Annotated in this window: 12 protein-coding genes and 2 pseudogenes; 7 read left to right on the top strand and 7 right to left on the bottom strand. The window is 69.4% G+C overall.

The annotated features are described in order from the left end of the window. Positions 1–207 precede the first annotated feature (207 nt). Entirely contained in the window at positions 208–2,373 is a 2,166-nt protein-coding gene (locus U5640_RS44000) for an MMPL family transporter (protein ID WP_340373750.1), read from the top strand. A 1,034-nt stretch (positions 2,374–3,407) separates the two neighbouring features. Here U5640_RS44000 and U5640_RS43995 read toward each other — a convergent pair. After that, complete coding sequence (locus U5640_RS43995) at positions 3,408–4,241, bottom strand: LysR family transcriptional regulator (protein ID WP_340373751.1); 834 nt, start codon at positions 4,239–4,241, stop codon at positions 3,408–3,410. A 73-nt stretch (positions 4,242–4,314) separates the two neighbouring features. Here U5640_RS43995 and U5640_RS43990 point away from each other — a divergent pair, with 73 nt between their 5' ends. The 5 genes and pseudogenes from U5640_RS43990 (at position 4,315) to U5640_RS43970 (ending at position 7,862) form a co-directional block, all read left to right on the top strand. Continuing rightward, complete coding sequence (locus tag U5640_RS43990; RefSeq protein ID WP_340373752.1) at positions 4,315–5,178, top strand: PhzF family phenazine biosynthesis protein; 864 nt, start codon at positions 4,315–4,317, stop codon at positions 5,176–5,178. After that, entirely contained in the window at positions 5,175–6,185 is a 1,011-nt protein-coding gene (locus U5640_RS43985) for an ornithine cyclodeaminase family protein (RefSeq protein ID WP_340373753.1), read from the top strand. Before U5640_RS43990 ends, U5640_RS43985 begins: the two co-directional genes overlap by 4 nt. A 442-nt stretch (positions 6,186–6,627) precedes the next feature. Continuing rightward, the gene (locus tag U5640_RS43980) at positions 6,628–6,885 is read left to right on the top strand and encodes a hypothetical protein (RefSeq protein ID WP_340373754.1); all 258 of its coding nucleotides are present in this window, start codon (positions 6,628–6,630) and stop codon (positions 6,883–6,885) included. A gap of 100 nt (positions 6,886–6,985) precedes the next feature. Further along, positions 6,986–7,617: pseudogene (locus U5640_RS43975) on the top strand (transposase). Beyond that, positions 7,614–7,862, top strand: a complete 249-nt coding sequence (locus U5640_RS43970; RefSeq protein ID WP_340373755.1) for a hypothetical protein — start codon at positions 7,614–7,616, stop codon at positions 7,860–7,862. The pseudogene U5640_RS43975 and the gene U5640_RS43970 overlap by 4 nt, the downstream one beginning before the upstream one ends. A gap of 115 nt (positions 7,863–7,977) precedes the next feature. On the opposite strand, the pseudogene U5640_RS43965 reads toward U5640_RS43970, so the two are convergent. The 6 genes and pseudogenes from U5640_RS43965 to U5640_RS43940 all read right to left on the bottom strand — a co-directional run bounded on the left by U5640_RS43965 (position 7,978) and on the right by U5640_RS43940 (position 14,228). After that, a pseudogene (locus U5640_RS43965) lies at positions 7,978–9,170 on the bottom strand (IS3 family transposase). Between the two features lie 69 nt (positions 9,171–9,239). After that, complete coding sequence (locus tag U5640_RS43960; RefSeq protein WP_340373756.1) at positions 9,240–9,362, bottom strand: hypothetical protein; 123 nt, start codon at positions 9,360–9,362, stop codon at positions 9,240–9,242. Between the two features lie 293 nt (positions 9,363–9,655). Then, positions 9,656–10,069 (bottom strand): HGxxPAAW family protein, encoded by a 414-nt coding sequence (locus U5640_RS43955; RefSeq protein WP_340373757.1) that lies wholly within the window; start codon positions 10,067–10,069, stop codon positions 9,656–9,658. Between the two features lie 504 nt (positions 10,070–10,573). Beyond that, entirely contained in the window at positions 10,574–10,858 is a 285-nt protein-coding gene (locus U5640_RS43950; protein WP_340385689.1) for a winged helix-turn-helix transcriptional regulator, read from the bottom strand. 218 nt (positions 10,859–11,076) lie between these two features. Further along, complete coding sequence (locus U5640_RS43945; RefSeq protein WP_340373758.1) at positions 11,077–12,657, bottom strand: MFS transporter; 1,581 nt, start codon at positions 12,655–12,657, stop codon at positions 11,077–11,079. Positions 12,658–12,725: 68 nt separating this feature from the next. Then, positions 12,726–14,228, bottom strand: coding sequence for a hypothetical protein (locus tag U5640_RS43940; protein ID WP_340373759.1), 1,503 nt, complete (start codon positions 14,226–14,228; stop codon positions 12,726–12,728). A gap of 454 nt (positions 14,229–14,682) precedes the next feature. Here U5640_RS43940 and U5640_RS43935 point away from each other — a divergent pair, with 454 nt between their 5' ends. Then, positions 14,683–16,236, top strand: coding sequence for a hypothetical protein (locus U5640_RS43935; protein WP_340373760.1), 1,554 nt, complete (start codon positions 14,683–14,685; stop codon positions 16,234–16,236). The last annotated feature ends 24 nt before the right edge of the window (positions 16,237–16,260 follow it).

Genomic DNA, 16,260 nt, shown 5'->3' with positions numbered 1-16,260 from the left:
GGGGCCGCCGTCACGTCCGCCGGCGGACCTGCCGCACTCCGCGGGGACATGGGCATCGTTTACTCATGTGAGGGGCTTGGAGCCGCAAGGACGATGAGTACCTGAGAGGACCCGCACCTGAGGTGCGGCGCAGTTCTCTGACCTGAGTGGTCAAAGAGGCAGGCCGACCCTGTTCCTCTCGTCCCCCTCAATGAACAGGGAGCCCTCGTGGCCTCGATTCTCTACAGACTCGGGCGGCTGGCCTTCCGTCGCCGCAGGCTGGTAGCCCTCATCTGGGTGGCCCTCCTGGCGCTCGCCGGTTTCGCCGCGGCGTCCGCGCCGGCGGCCACCTCGTCGTCCTTCTCCGTTCCCGGCACGGAGGCCCAAAGGGCCTTCGACCTGCTGGAGGAGCGTTTCCCCGGTGGCAGTGCCGACGGTGCCACCGCCCGCATCGTCTTCAAGGCGCCCGACGGCGCGAAGATGACGGACGCCGGTTCCAGGGCCGAGGTCACCGGCGTGGTCGCCGCGCTGAAGTCCGGCTCCCGGCAGGTCGCCTCCGTCACCGACCCGTACACGACGCAGGCTGTGTCGAAGGACAGCTCGACGGCGTACGTGTCCGTCACCTACCGGGTCGGTTCCGTGGAACTCACCGACGGCACCCTCCACGCCCTGAAGAAGGCCGGCGCACAGGCCCGGCACGACGGGCTCACCGTCGAGATCGGCGGCGACGCGCTGCAGGCCACGCCGGAGACGGGTGCCGGGGAGATCATCGGCGTGGTGATCGCCGGGGTGGTCCTGGTCGTCACCTTCGGGTCGCTGATCGCCGCGGGTCTGCCGCTGCTCACCGCGCTCGTCGGCGTGGGTATCGGCATCTCCACGATCACGGGACTGGCCGCCGCCCTCGACCTGGGCACGACCACCTCGACGCTCGCCATGATGATCGGCCTCGCGGTCGGCATCGACTACGCGCTGTTCATCGTCTCCCGCTACCGCTCAGAACTCACCGAGGGACGCGAGAAGGAGGAGGCCGCCGGACGGGCCGCCGGCACTGCGGGCTCGGCCGTGGTCTTCGCCGGCCTGACCGTGGTCATCGCCCTGGTGGGCCTGGCCGTCGTCAACATCCCCCTGCTCACCAAGATGGGTGTCGCCGCGGCCGGCACCGTCGTCATCGCGGTGCTCATCGCTCTCACCCTGATTCCGGCCCTGCTGGGCTTCGCCGGTGACCGAGTCCTCGGCCGCAAGGCCCGCCGGGGCAGGGCCGTCGCGCACAAGCCGAACATGGGCGCCCGCTGGGCGCGTCTGGTGCTCCGCCACCCGGTCGCCGTCCTGCTCATCGGCGTCGTCGGCCTCGGCGCAGTCGCCCTACCGGCCGCCTCGCTGGAGGTCGGCCTGCCCGACGACGGCTCGCAGCCCGTCAACACCACCCAGCGCAAGGCCTACGACCTGCTCTCCGACGGCTTCGGCCCCGGCTTCAACGGACCGCTGACGGTCGTCGTCGACGGCGACGAAACCGAGGCCGACCGGGCGATCACGCTCATCCGGAGTCTCCACGGCACGGCCGCCGTCACCGAACCCACCCTCAACAAGGCCGGCGACACAGCCATGATCACGGTCATCCCGAAGGACCGGCCGTCCTCACTGGCCACCGAGGACCTGGTCCACGAGATCCGGGACAAGACCAGCGACCACGTCTACGTCACCGGCGCGACCGCGCTGAACACCGACTTCTCGCAGAAGATGAGCGACGCACTGCTGCCCTATCTCGCGCTGGTCGTCGGCCTCGCCTTCCTCCTGCTGATGGTGGTGTTCCGCTCACTGCTCGTGCCGCTCAAGGCAGCGCTCGGCTTCCTGCTCTCGGTCGTCGCCGCGCTCGGCGCCGTCGTGGCCGTCTTCCAGTGGGGCTGGCTCGGCTCGCTGTTCGGCGTCGAGCAGACCGGCCCGGTCATGTCGATGATGCCGATCTTCATGATCGGCGTGGTCTTCGGCCTCGCCATGGACTACGAAGTCTTCCTGGTCACGCGGATGCGAGAAGCCTTCGTCCACGGCCAGCAGCCCCAGAACGCCATCGTCACCGGCTTCCGTCACAGCGCCCGCGTGGTGATCGCGGCGGCGGTCATCATGATCGCGGTCTTCGCGGGCTTCATCGGTTCCAGCGAGCAGATGATCAAGATGATCGGCTTCGGACTCGCGATCGCGGTGTTCTTCGACGCCTTCGTGGTCCGCATGACGATCGTTCCGGCCGTGCTGGCTCTGCTGGGCCGGCGGGCCTGGTGGCTGCCGCGCCGGCTGGAGCGGAGTCTGCCCAACGTCGATGTGGAGGGCGAGCAGCTCGACAAGGAACTGTCCCAGAGCCCGGGCGGTTCGGACGAGGACCGCGGACTGATCCCCGTCTGAACCAGGGACGATCCGAAAGGATTCGGGGCTCTGTGCGGGGCGGTCGGCGTCGCCGCACACGCCCGGGCATCACCTGCTCGCGGCGCGCCCCGGAAGGCGGCGGCCCGTGGGGACGAGACCGCCGCTGGAAAGGATGGCCGTGCTGTCGCTGCAGACAGCACGGCCATCACCCACTGGCTTTCGAAATGCCGCAGCGCTCAGTGACCGGGCCAGGAGTCCTGCCGAGGAGGAGCACAGCGGGCCATGGACGCAGCCCAGCGGGAGGGCCGGCGCGGCGCAGCAGGACGGCGGACCCCTCCGTGCCGCGTTGCGGTGGCTGCGCCTGGCCCAGGCGATGCACAGCGGAGCCGCCCCGGCGTGCTCGCTCCCGCCCGTCGCGCTCGACGGCGTCGGCGAGCGGACGGACCTCGCGCATGACCCGGGTCGCACCTGCCCGCGGCCGGCTTCGACGAGGGGTGACCGTCGGCGTGCCGGAGCGCCCTGCCGCATCAGCGACGGCGGCCACGCCTTGCGCTGGCGCGGGCGACGACCGCAGATCGCGAAGCGGCCCGGGCCGGCATAGCCCCCGGCACCGCCCGTACGGCCGGATGCCCGGCGGAACCGCTGCGGTCTCCTCGTCCAGCGCCTGCTGCATCACCACGACGGACTGCGCGTCCTCGGCCTCCGGCACGCCGAAACCCGCAGGCACACAGAGCACAGCGCTGCGCCAAGCGGTGCCGGCCGGAGACGGCGGTACAGCGGGCGTCCCCCGCCTCGCAGACGTCCCATCGGTGGTGGGCCGGCTCCCGATCGCCCCAGCGCACCGCTGTGCAGGCCGGTGAGTACGCCGGCGCGGGGCCCACCGCCCGGCCGGGCAGCCGCTCGCCGAACTGCACGTACTCGCGGCGGCCACGGTGTCACCGCTGACCAAGGCGACGTCTGCCTGCCCGGAGGCAGCTCGTCCTCGGGGTGGAGGCAGGCCGCAGTCGTGACGGCGCCCGAGGGCGAGCCGTCCAGGCACCGCTTCCTCGCGTGCCTGGCCCTCGTGCGTTGCGTCAGATCAAGCTCTTCAGGAGTTCTTCGACCGCGTCGACAAGGACATCGCCCTCGGTGCCCGGACGTCGGACCATTCCGAGTTCCACGTCGGGCAGTTCGGGCAAACCGCGCACCGCCATGCCGGAGTCGACCTGGGCGGGAAAAAGGGCCGCAGCGCCCAGCCCGGCGCGAACCGCGCTCTGCACGCCGGCCAGGCCGGTGCTCTCAAAGGCGATACGCCAGTCGCGTCCGCTGTCTTTCAGAGCGTCGAGTACCGGCATGCGCCAGCGGCACGGCTGGGAGAACAGCACGAGCGGCAGCGGGTCCAGGCTGAGGTCCACCTCAGGCCCGGCGGCCCAGACGAGGGGCAGCCGCACGGTCCAGCGCGGAGGTTCGGGCAGATACGCCGGGTCACACAGCGCCAGGTGAATGCGGCTGGTCGTGAAGGCCCTCCTCATTGCCGGGCCGGGCGCGCTGACCAGTTCCAGCGTCGCCTGCGGATGCATCCGGCCGAAGTCGGCCAAGGCCTGTGCGAACGGAGCGGCGGCGAGGTCCTCGATCAGACCTACGCCGCAGTGCCCGGCCACGGTCTCCCCGGTGGCCGTCATAGCCTGTGCCGACAGGGTAAGGATGCGTTCCGCGTACGGCAGCAGAGCCTCCCCGGCTCTGGTCAGCGACACACCTGTCGCAGACCGGTGCAGCAGCGGTTGACCGACGGCGCGTTCGAGTTTCCTCAGCTGTCCGCTGAGCGCCGGCTGGCTGTGCCCCAGCACGTTCGCAGCCCTGCTGATGCTCCCCGAACGGACGCAGCTGACAAAGGCCCGCAGGAGCGATGTCTCAAGATCCGGCCCCATAAGCACAGGTTATATCCGCCCTATGAAAGTTGCCGGTTCCTTGAACCTGGCGACGGACCGTACTGTCCGAAACATGCGCTACCTACACGTTGACGTCTTCAGCAGCCGGCCGTACAGCGGCAACAGCCTGGCGGTGTTCCCCGACTCCGCACAGCTCAGCGCGGAGCAGATGGCGCGCATCACCCAGGAGATGCGCCACTTCGAGTCGGTCTTCCTGGCCCGGGACCCCACCGGTGACCGGAGCCGGCATGCGCGCGTCTTCGACCTTGCCGGGGAACTCGACTTCGCCGGCCACCCCCTCATCGGCGCGGCATGCGTCCTGCACGCGCTGCACGGTGGCGATGAGACCGAGACCTGGCCCCTGAAGCTCAAGGCCCGAGCGGTCGACGTCACCACCCGACGCCGAGCAGCGGGCCGCTACAGCGCCGTTCTCGACCAGGGCCCCGCCGCATTCCTCGGCCGCCCCGACATCGCCGAGCTGGCCGCCTGGTTCTCCTTGGACACCGACGACCTGGATCCGGACCTTCCTGCGGAAGTGCTCTCCACAGGACTTCGGTACCTCATGGTTCCTGTGCGGGGCGACGCGCTGGAACGCGCCCGGATCGCCCAGGACCTCGAAGCTCCCCTCGCCGCGCAGGGCGCACAGTTCGCCTACCTGCTCGACGCCACCACGATGGAAGGACGTCACTGGAACAACGACGGCGTCCTGGAGGACGTGGCCACCGGTTCCGGCGCCGGTTGCGCCGCCGCCTACCTGCGCCGACACAGCCGGATCGGCGACGGGGAGAGCGTCACCCTGCACCAGGGGCGCTTCACCGGCCGCGCCAGCCAGATGACGATCAGCGCACACGGCGAAGGACAGGACATCCGCTCCGTCACGGTGGGCGGCGAAGTGGCGTTCGTCGCTGAAGGGCATCTGAGGGAGCTGCCCGCATGAGCCCCTCCGCACTGCCCCACGCCGGCCCTGCCGCCATCCGGGCCGCAGTCGGATACGAAGACGTCCTGGAACCGGTGGCCCTGGCGCTTGCCGACTACAGCCGGGGCATGGGCGACTCTCCGGTGGTGGTCTTCGCACCCGCCGGGCGGGACGGCGACGTTCACGTGAAGTCGGCCTGGCTGCCCGGGCGCCCCGTGTTCACCGTGAAGGTGGCGACATGGTTCCTCGAGCGATCCCGGCGCGGCGGTACACCGGCATCCGGGATCATCGCCGTCTTCGACGCCCAGACCGGTGATCTGCGGATGCTGCTGGAGGACGAGCACCACATCTCCGACATCCGTACCGCTGCTGCCGGCGCCCTTGCCGCACGTACCCTGGCCCGACCGGATTCTGCCGTGCTCGCCGTCCTGGGCACCGGTGTCCAGGCTTATTTGCAGATCCTGGCGGCCGCCCATGAACTCCCCCTGCGGGAGGTACGCGTGTGGGGGCGCAACCCCGACCATGTGCTGCGCCTGACAGCCGCTGTCATGGCCCGCCACCCTGAACTGCACGTGAGGGCCGCGACCGATGTCCGAGGGGCCTGTCAAGGGGCCGACGTCCTGGTCACCGCAACCGCCAGCACCAAACCGCTGGTCGAAAGCGCGTGGCTCACGCCAGGCATGCACATCACCGCAGTCGGTGCCGACGATCCTTCCAAGGCCGAACTGTCTCGCGGCTGCCTGCTGAAAGCCGATCGGATCGTCGTCGACAGCCGTGAACTGGCCGGCATCCACGGGGACCTGGCGCGAGCAGGAATGGACACCGCGGAGCATGCAGAGCTCGGAGAGGTCCTGGCACGGACCGCACCCGGCCGATCGGACAACGCCGAGATCACTGTCTGCAAACTCATCGGCCTCGGGGTGCAGGACCTCGCCGCAGCCGAGGTCACCCTCAGGTACCTCGGCGACGGCGCCCCCTCACGCAAAAGGCCACCAGCGAGTGCAAAGGATGTGGGCGGCGCGCGATAGGAGAACCAACGGACCTGCAAGGCCAGGTCGGTGCATCGCCGGTTTCCCCCGGAGTATGTCCAGCAGCGGGAGCGACTGCTTGACGTCGTTGCGATTTCCGTCGGTCGGCGACAGCGACAGCGGGATGTCGGGGTGCCGGTGACGACGGGCTGCTTGCGGCCCCGTGCGCGGCCGATCGGGCTGGGCACGCTTTGGGTCCGCACCGGACGGCCCGGACACGACAGAAGCCGATCACCAGGTGGATGCCGATATGCAGCATGAAAAGGATCCCGCGCAGCGTGCCGGTCCGGCACCCGCAGTCTGCCTTCCACCGACTTCGGTGCCGGCCAGGGCAGCAACGGCTCGATCGGCGACCGCAGTTCCACGATCCAAGGACGCGACTACTCACTACCAGAGCAACGACCATCCACGCCGAAAGCCACATGATCAACGGCTTCTGGGGATGCTCTGGACGAAGGGTGCCGGCGTCTCCTCCATCCCCAGGGTGGCGCGCAGTGCCTCCCTGGCCTTCACCCGGTCCGCGGCCGGGCAGGCACGGCGGTGTTGTCTGCCCCCGCTCCGGCAGCCGCGCCGCGAACACCTCGGCTTCCTCGAATCAATCGCCTCCGAGAGCCCGAGTCCTGCCAGCCACGCGCCGTACGTCCCGTCGGGATGGTTGGCCATGCTGGCGATCTCCAGCTTCCTGTCCGCGCCGCACTGAGTGGACGTTAAGTCCGGTCTTCCCGGTTCGTGGTCGCTCGATCGTGGTACTGATGGCTGCGCGGGCCACGTAGTGGGCATGTCCATGCCGAGATGCAGGCATGGGGCGAAAGCCGTACCCCAGCGACTTATCGGACGTGCAGTGGGCGTTGATTGAGCCGATGATCACGGCCTGGAAGCAGGCGAGGGTGGCGCGGTCAGCGACCGGTGATCCCGGGGCCTGCGATCTGCGGGAGGTCGTGAACGCGATCTTCTATCAGAACCGGACGGGCTGTCAGTGGCGCTACCTGCCCCATGACCTTCCCGCCTGGTCGGCGGTGTTCCACTACTTCACGCTGTGGCGCCAGGACGGCCTTGACCAGCGGATCCAGGAACTCCTGCGCTGCCAGGTGAGGGAGAGAGCCCGGCGATTGGAGGACCCGTCCCTCGTGATCATCGACACCCAGTCCGTGCGCGCGGCCGCGGGTGTCCCCAAGACCCCGACGGGGCTGGACGCCAACAAGAAGGTCTCGGGCCGCAAGCGGGGACCGGCCGTCGACGTGCTGGGGCTGATCACCGGCGTCGTCGTGCTGGCCGCATCCGCCCACGACAACACCGCCGGCAGGCCCGCGAGTACGATCACCGGCCCGACACCTCCACCTCGCGCGTCTACTGGGCCTCCATCGCGAACATGACCCGCCGCCTCACCACACCCGCTCTGTCCTGGCGCGACACCCTCGGGCTGGCCGCGTGAACGTCATCGAGCTCCTGGCCGACCTCCAGGCCCAGCACCGCGAGACCGCGGCCCGGGCCGGCGAACCGCGCGACCAGATACAGCACTTGACCGGTCAAGAGTTCCGAGCCCGTGAGCTGCACGAACTCCTCGGCATGCCCACCGACGAGGCATCCGTCAACATCACCCGCAGCCGCCTCGGACGCCTCACCCGACAAGGCTTCCTCACCCAACCCGGACGAGGCCGCTACCAGAAAGGGACTTAACGTCCACTGAGATGGTCGGGGCTTCGCGAGCAGGCCGGTAGAGCACATGCCGACGCAAGACGTGCCCGGGTGGAAGTGAGCTGCCCCGAGTTTCGTGGAGTCCGGCGATCTTGTTTCAGGCGGACTGCGGGGTGGCCTCCTGCTGTCGCCACCAGTCGCGTTCGTACTCGGCGGGCGGTACGTAGTCGAGGGCGGAGTGGAGCCGTTCCTCGTTGTACCAGGCGACCCACTGGAAGATCGCCCGCTCGAGCTGGTCGACGTCCCTCCAGGGGCCCTGCATCTCGATCAGCTCGGCCTTGAAGGTGCCGTTCAGGGCCTCGGCCATCGCGTTGTCATAGCTGTCCGCGACCGAGCCGACCGAGGCCGAAGCCCCGACGTCGGACAGCCTCCCGGTATAGCGAATTGATACGTATTGCGCCCCGCGGTCGCTGTGATGAATGAGGCCGGAGTCCTTCTTGATCTTCCGTCTCCACAACGCCATCTCCAGTGCGTCCAACGGCAGTTCGGTTCGCATGTGGTTCGCGACCTGCCAGCCGACGATCGTCCGGGAGAAGACGTCCAGGACGAACGCCACATACACCCAGCCCGTCCAGGTGCGGACATAGGTCATGTCGGCCACCCAGAGCTGGTCGGGTCGGCTCGCGGTGAAGTCACGGTCGACCAGGTCCGGCGGCCTGGGTGCCGCCGGCTCCGGCACGGTGGTGCGGCGCCGCTGGCCGCGGATGACGCCTTCGAGGCCCAGTTCGGCCATCAGCCGCTCGACGGTGCAGCGGGCCACGTGGACGCCCCTGCGCCGCAGCGCGCGGGTGATCCGGCGGACGCCATAGGTGCCGCCGGACTCGGTATGGACCTGTTCGATCAGCGGCATGAGCTGCTCGTCCCGCAGTCGGCGGGCCGACTTCGGCCGCTTCTTGCGCGCGTAGTACGCCGACTCGGACAGCCCCAGCACCCGGCCGGCGAACCCGACCCCGAGGCCCTTGTCCCTGAGGTGCTCGATCACCTGGTCGGCCTCGTCCGGGGACGGTCGAGTTCCGCCGCAAAAAACGCGCTCGCGGCCTTCAGAATCTCGTTCGCCCGCCTCAACTCCGCGTTCTCCCGGCGGAGTTGTTTCAGCTCGTCCCGCTCTGCGGTGGTCAGCCGGTCGTCGCGTTCCCCGGTGTCCGCCTCGGCTTGGCGGACCCAGCCGCGCAGGGCCTCCTTGTGGATGCCCAGGTCCTTCGCGACATGCGCGATCGGACGGCCGGTGGTGCGGACCTCGCGGACGGCACGCTCGCGGAGCTCGTCGGGGTATTTACGTGGTGCTGGCACTGCTCGTGGTTCTCCTTCGGGCCAGGATCATAAGCCTGGCTTCAGGGACTCCACGAAACGGGGGTCAGCTCAAAGCCGTGGATGGTCGAAATCCTCGCGTGGGTCGTGTGTCATGCCCAAGCGTTGCATGACCGCCCGGGAGCGTCGGTTGCCCGCAACGGTGAAGGAGACGATCTCCGGTAGGTCCAGCACGTCGAAACCGAAGCGGACGGCCGCTCTTGCTCCTTCGGTGGCGTAACCACCTCTCGATTCCCGCAGATATCCGGTCAGCTAAAGCATCGCTGACCTTTCGCTCCAAGAGGCCTGGAAGATACTCCACGACCTCAGCGTCAGCGTTCATACGAGCGAACGGCTCCACATCAGACGGCTTCCAAGGGCGAAGCACGAGACGGGCCGTGCGCAGTTCAACCGGTGGAGACAAGGTCACCGGAACCTCCATCCCAACGGCACTCGAACAGACCTGCCGGGCCCTGACTGACGCGCCCTCAGAGACGGGCTCGAAGGTCCTGCTCCTGAGTACTCGAGCTGTGCAGGCTCTGGTGCGGCAGCGAGGTGGCGGCTGTGGACATCGGCTCTGCGAGCTTCGCCGCCGCATCGACCCGCCTCCCAGCCATGCGGCATCCAAGGCAGTCCGGGTGCCCCTGCCTGGCGCCGAGATCCTTCACCCGCCAGTCCCACTGGTCGGCTGGGCGGGGACCGCTGGGCTTCCCCCAGCCCGCCAGGTGGAGAAGCCAGGTGATGACCGCCGCCAGGGCGATCACGGCGATACCGGAGATCACCAACGCCACGGAAACAGCGATCATTCCGAGACCTGCGACACAGAAGCCGGCCAGTGCGACGGCTGTCCCAGTCCAGCCGGCCACCGTATGCCCCAGGTCCACGTTTTCGTGTGCGCTCATTTTTCTCTCCCTTCAAAGGATTCAGCGAGTTCTGTTGACGTGACACTGCACACCAAAGGGATCGCATCGGCCGGACACTGCTTTCCTGAAATTCGGCCTGGCGACGTGATGCGATGTCGCTCAGAAATCTCCGGGTCTCGTGAACAGCGGTTGTGGAATGACGGACGAACCGGTGGCAGGGGTCCGAAGAGGACGCCGTCGATCCACTGCTTTGCTCCAGGTGCTCTCGACGAGGTGGCCCTCACGCCGTAAGCCCCCGCGCTGCACCAGTTCGGCCGGGTGGAGATTGCGCCTGTCCCAGTCGGCCGAGACGCGGTCGGTGGCGGGGACCCCCGGCCGAGAACGTGGCCGCCCACTGCTGGGCATCCTCCCGCAGCAGCGGCGAATCCCAGGGCTGATACCGGCTCACCTCCGGCTCGGATCGATACACAGACAGGGCCGCAGCGTCTTGTGGCACGAACCTCCGGAGCAGCAGCCTCGCCGTCTCCATGCCCTCACGCCGTTTCACCAGTCCGCCCTGGCCTGGTCGCGTCGGGCACAACGGGCTTCCTCGGAGGCGTTCGCGGGGAGATGGTCCTGCGCCCACACCGTCAGGGCGGCCAGGGGAATGAGGAGCGCCTTGCCGTGGGAGGCGAGCGTGTAGCAGGTACTTGTAGGTGTGCCCGGGTAGGTGGTTCGGGCCACCAGGCCGAGGGCGGTCATCTCCCGAAGGCGCCGGGTGAGCAGGCCGTCACTGAAGCCGGGGACGCGCTCGCGCATCAGGTGGAGGTCGGCCGGGCCCTTGGCCAGGGCCGCGACGATGAGACCGGTGCCGCGTGTGCCGAGGAGAGCGAAGGCGCGGGTGAGGGCTTCCAGGGGGCTCCGGCAATCGGGGAGGGCCGGGTTGGTGCGCCGTCTGAGCGCGCAGCAAAGTCATGTCAGTTTCCTTACCGGGTACGGCGCGAGGGACGAATCGTGGTCGCTCGCGCCGCACGTCGTGGTAGATGTGCCCGACAGTCGGCTGGTGGTTACGCCGTCGCCTGCGCCGCTTCCCGGTCCGTGCCGTCGGTCTGCGTCTCTGCCTGGTCCGTGCCGGGCTTGCCGGTCCGGCGCAGCAGGAGGGTGACGACGACGACGGCCAGGACGGTGGTGGCTGCGCCGCTGAGGAGGGCGAGGTGCATGCCGGAGGCGAAGGCGTCGCGGGCCTCGTCGATCAGTGCCGGGTTGCCGGTGGCGTGGCCTATGTGGTTGGCGGCTGCGAGGGAGGAGCGTGCCGCGTGGGCGATCGGGGCGGGGAGCCCGTCGGTGTCGAGGGAGTCGCGGTACTGGGCGCTCATGAGGCTGCCGAGGACGGCGATGCCCAGGGCTCCGCCGAGTTCGCGGGACAGGTCGTTCACGGCGGATCCCACGTTCTGCAGGCGGGGCGGCAGGGCGTCGGTGATGGCGGCGGTGGCCGGCGTGGTGGCCAGGCCCATGCCCGCGCCGAGCGGCACGAGCCCGCCCACGATCAGCCAGTACGAGCTGCCGGCGTCGAGTTGGGCCAGCACGGCCAGGCCGGTGGTGACCAGGATGAGGCCGACGGCCCAGGGGGCGCGGATGCCCCGCCGGGCGACCAGGAGCGGGCTGAGGCGGGCGCTGGGGATCATCGCCGCGGACATCGGCAGCACGCTCACCGCGGCCATCAGAGCGCTGTCGCCGCGCACCAGCTGGAGGTACTGCATGGTGACGAAGATGAACCCGAAGAACGCGAAGAACTGCAGTGTGGTCGAGATCGATCCGGCCGCGAACAGCTTGTTGCGGAACAGCCGCGGGTCGAGCAGGGGGTGAGGGTGCTTCAGCTCCCAGGCGACGAAGGCGACCAGGACGGCGAGCCCGATGGCTATGCCGGCCAGGGTGCGTGTGCTGCCCCAGCCGTGCTCGGGTGCCTCGATGACCGAGTAGACCAGCACCCCGAGTCCGGCCACGGTGAGAGCCGCTCCGACCACGTCCACCCGGTGTTTGCCCGGCTGCGCGGACTCCGGGACGAAGAGGTGGGTGCCGATGAACGCCACTCCGGCCATCACCGTGTTCAGCCAGAACACCGATCGCCACGACCACACCTCCAGCAGCGCGCCCGAGGCGAACAGTCCCAGCGCGGCGCTGGCGCCGGCGACCGCCGCCCAGATGCTGATGGCGCGCGCCTGCTGGTCGCGGGGGAACGTGCTGGTGATCGTGGACAGCGTGGCGGGCATGACGAACGCGGCGGCCACGCCGAGCAGGGCGCGCAAGGTGATCAGGACGCCCGGTTCGTCCGTGAAGGTCGCGGCGAGCGATATCACGGCGAACAGTCCGATGCCGCCGAGCAGGGCCTTGCGACGGCCGAAGCGGTCGCCGAGGGTCGCGGCGAACAGCAGCAGCGAGGCGAAGATCAGGCTGTAGGAGTCGATGATCCACGACAGCTGGGTCTGGTTGGCGTGCGTCTCGCGGGCGACGTCGGGCAATGCCACGCTCAGCGATGCCATCGCCGATACGACGGTCGCCAGGGCCAGGCAGGTCACGGCCAGAACGGCACCGGGGCGCAGTGCGCGCACCGGTCCTGCGGCCGGGCCCGTGACGGGTGAGGCGGGCATGGGGGATCTCCTTTGGACGAAGAAACTGGTGGACGGGCGGCGCTTCGGACCCGCCGCCCGGGCAGAGGTCAGCAGGTCACGACGTCGTCGAGGCTGCGGCGCGGGCTGAGGCCCGGCGTGCGCCCGGGGTGACCGATCCGGAAGGACAGCAGGCCGCTCGAGGCGGGGCGGCCGAGCAGGGCGGCCCAGCGTGCGGAGAAGACATCGGGGTTGCCGGCCGCGGCGTCGCGGTCGATGCGTTCGGTGATCTGGTTCATGTGGTGCAGTCCGAGGCCGAGAGCGGTCGCGGTCAGGTGCATCCGGGCCAGCAGCCGTCCGCCGTTGACCTGCGCGGTTCGGTCGGTGACGTCGTCGACGGTGATGACGCCGTACGCGGCGGCGGTCACGGTGTGCACCTCACGGGTGGCCTTGACCCAGTAGGCGTCGCCGTCCTTGCGGGACTGCGCCGGCAGGAGTTTCGCCGCGAACAGGGTCAGCCCGCCGAGTCCCTGGCCGTCGAGGGTGAGCCCGTCGCGGTGCTTGTCGATGGTGCTGCGCGCGCTGCGGAACCAGGTGAAGGCTTCTCTCGACTGGGCGGAGTCCGCGGTGATCGCCTCGGTGGCCTCCACGTAGAGCCGGCCCAACTGCTGACGCACCGTCTCGTCGCTGATCCACAGCACGCTCGCTCCGTCGACGCGGGAACTCTGCTCGGTGAAACCGCTCAGGTCCACGGGCGTGGACGTGTACGGGCCGCGGTTGGTGTGCCGGTGCGGGATCGCGGCGGCCAGGTCGCGGTCCCGCCCTCTGCCGCCGCCGCTCAGGGCGATCCGGGCGACCAGGTCCGAGGCGACGCCGTCCGGGAAGAGGGTCACCTGCGCGGTCAAGGCGGCCGATCCGGCGGCGATCACCATGTTCTCGACGGCGCAGCCGAGTCCGGCGAAGTGTTCACGGCCGCTCGCGTCGTTGAGGGGCATCCGCCGGCTGGGGTCGGAGTGGACGTCGATGACGTTGCCGTTGACTCTCATGCGCCAGGGCTGGGTGTTGTGCGGATTGCACGCCAGGACGCCGGCCGCGACCACCCGCTCGACGCCGGAAATCGAACTCCAGTCGTGCCAGAGGTCGTACGGATCACCGGATCCGGCGCTGAAGGCGCCGTTGGTGACGGCCCGGACTCCGCCGACGCCCACGCCGAAGGCGGCTACCGAGCCGATGCCGAGGCCGGCCAGCTTCAGCGCGTCCCTGCGGGTCACGGCTATCTCTGGAGGATCGTCTGTGACGGTGTTCGTGGCCATTGCGTCTCTCCTGTCGCCCGGCCCCGGCTGGTGGCAGGAGACTCGCGCCGGACAGGGTGCTCGCGCACCACCCCGCCGCGAGATGTACCCGGGGTGGTGGAACTCTGCGTAGGAGTTGCCGGTGAACTCGAGGTTGGACAGCTGGCCGACCGGCACAGCCAGCAGCAGCCGGGAGCCGTCCCCGACGGCGAATCGGATGACCTCGGAGCCGTGCGCGATCAGCTCATCCGAGACTCCGAGTTCGCCCAGGGCCTCCAGGGTGCCGGCGGGCACGACGGCCGGCAGCTCGGTGGTGTTCATGGCGGAGTCTTCCGTTCTGGTCCGGAGAACAGATCAACGCACGTTGGCCAACATTCGTAGGCCAACGTGCGTTGACATAATGCGCAGACCCCCTCCGGAAAGTCAACAGGCGTCGGCCTACAATCGTTGGCACGGCACACCGAGACCCCGAGACCAGCCCCGCCAAGCGCTTCGACCCCACCAGGGCCGGGCCGCGATCCTGCGCGACCAGCGAGGGCGCAAGCCCGGATCCGGTCCCCTGCCCGCACAGGCGCGGGAGCACCTGGACGTACACCAGGTGATCGCCGCGACCCGCGAGTACCGCGGACTTCAGCGGGTCCTGGGGCTCGTCCTGGAGTTCGAGGTCGACGACCCGGCCGTTACCGCGCTGCTGACCGGGCCCGCGACACAGACCTGGGCCTCCCTGCAGATCACCTGGTCGGCCAGTCCGCCACCGGCAACCGGCCGCGCGGACGTGCTGCCCCGCACCCGCTGCCTGATCGGTGGCAACCGTTTCGAGGCCGCGCCGCGCGATGCCGACGCCAGTGACGTCGACCGGGGGATGCTGCGTGTAGGCCTGGGAGACCGGTTCACGGTCGTGCCCGTCGACCCGGACGGCGGAGCGCTGCTGTCTCGTCAGTTCGCCGACAACGTCACCCGTTCACGCGTGGTGGACGGCAGCAGGCTGAAGAAGCGCAGTGCGGCAAGTGCGGACCGGTTCTCTCTGCCCGCACTGCGGTCGGCGGGTCTGTCGGTCGCGCGCAGCGGCCGAGCGACCGAGCTCATCAAGGCGTTCGACCGGGCCGCCGAGGCCAACTCCGCAGCTTACGACCAGAACGGCAACCCACGGTCCGCCACCTTGGACCTGTATGCGGACGACCTCGTGCGAGGCCATCGCTGGGACGTCCGCGACCTCGCAGACCCCTCATGGCGGTCTCTGATGGCGCGCGAGGGCGTCTACGTTTTCGAGCGTGACGGACAGTCGGTGAGCACGGCCGAAGAAGGGCAGGTCACCCTGGCGCCCAGCACGTCCGGGGATACTGACGACACCGATCTGTATCTGGGCGAGTCGCTGATGCGCCGGGCCGGCTGGAGCCTGGCCGTCGACCGCATCGGCCGGGCCCTTCAGCCCGATGGGACGCTCGCCGACCCCGAGCCGGTCAAGGACGAGGACTTCCCCTTCACCACGCGGTTCACTGTGCCGCCGGGCAGCCTGCCCCGGCTCCGCTTTGGCCATGCGTACACCTTCCGTGCCCGTGCGGTGGACCTCGCGGGCGACAGCGTGTCGTTCACACAGCAGGACCTTTTCCCGAACGAAACAGGGTTGCGAACGCCTGAAGTCACCTACCGTCGCTTCGATCCGGTGCCGCCGCCCCATGTGCTGCTGCGCAAGCCGCAGACAGTCGGTGAATCGGTGAACAGGATGGTGATCCGCAGCGAGAACGCGGGCGGCTCCACAGCCGAGTCCCACAGGCATGTCCTCCCCCCGCGTACCTCGCAGGCGATCGCCGAGCAGCACGGCATGCTCGACGCCGACGCGAGCGGTCATCCCATGAGAACCGACCTCTACCAGCTGCTTGCCACCCGGGACGCGGCCCGGCTGGAAGACCTGCCGGGGGCCCATCAGGGCACCGGGGCGAACGCGGACACCTGGTTCTTCGACACCGACTCGCTGCCCGTCACCTACCTGCCGGACCCTCTGGCCAGGCAGCTGCTCATCAGGGGGCTGCCTGGAAGCACCACGGAGCTGGCGGCGCCGGCCCTGGGAAGCTGGCCGGAGGCGTCCTCGCTGCGCCTTCGGCTGATCAGCGGCACCTCCGACGGCTGGTCCTGGGCCGGCGGGGTGCTGAAGGTGGCAGTGGCACCAGGTCACGAGTACCGCCTGCTGCTGTCCTCCAGGTTCGCCGACGGCGATCTCAACATGATGGGGGTGTGGGACTGGATCAAGCGCTGGGCCACCGCGTGGAACGCCGCGCACCCCAGCAGCACACCGATCGATCTCGACCGACCAGAGCAGGCGGCGCGGTAACGCCATCCGAATCTATCTGGAGCG

This window comes from Streptomyces sp. SS7 (assembly GCF_037993025.1).
Taxonomy (GTDB): domain Bacteria; phylum Actinomycetota; class Actinomycetes; order Streptomycetales; family Streptomycetaceae; genus Streptomyces.
The sequence above is the reverse complement of the archived record's forward strand: the minus strand, read 5'-3'. Positions and strand labels throughout refer to the sequence as shown.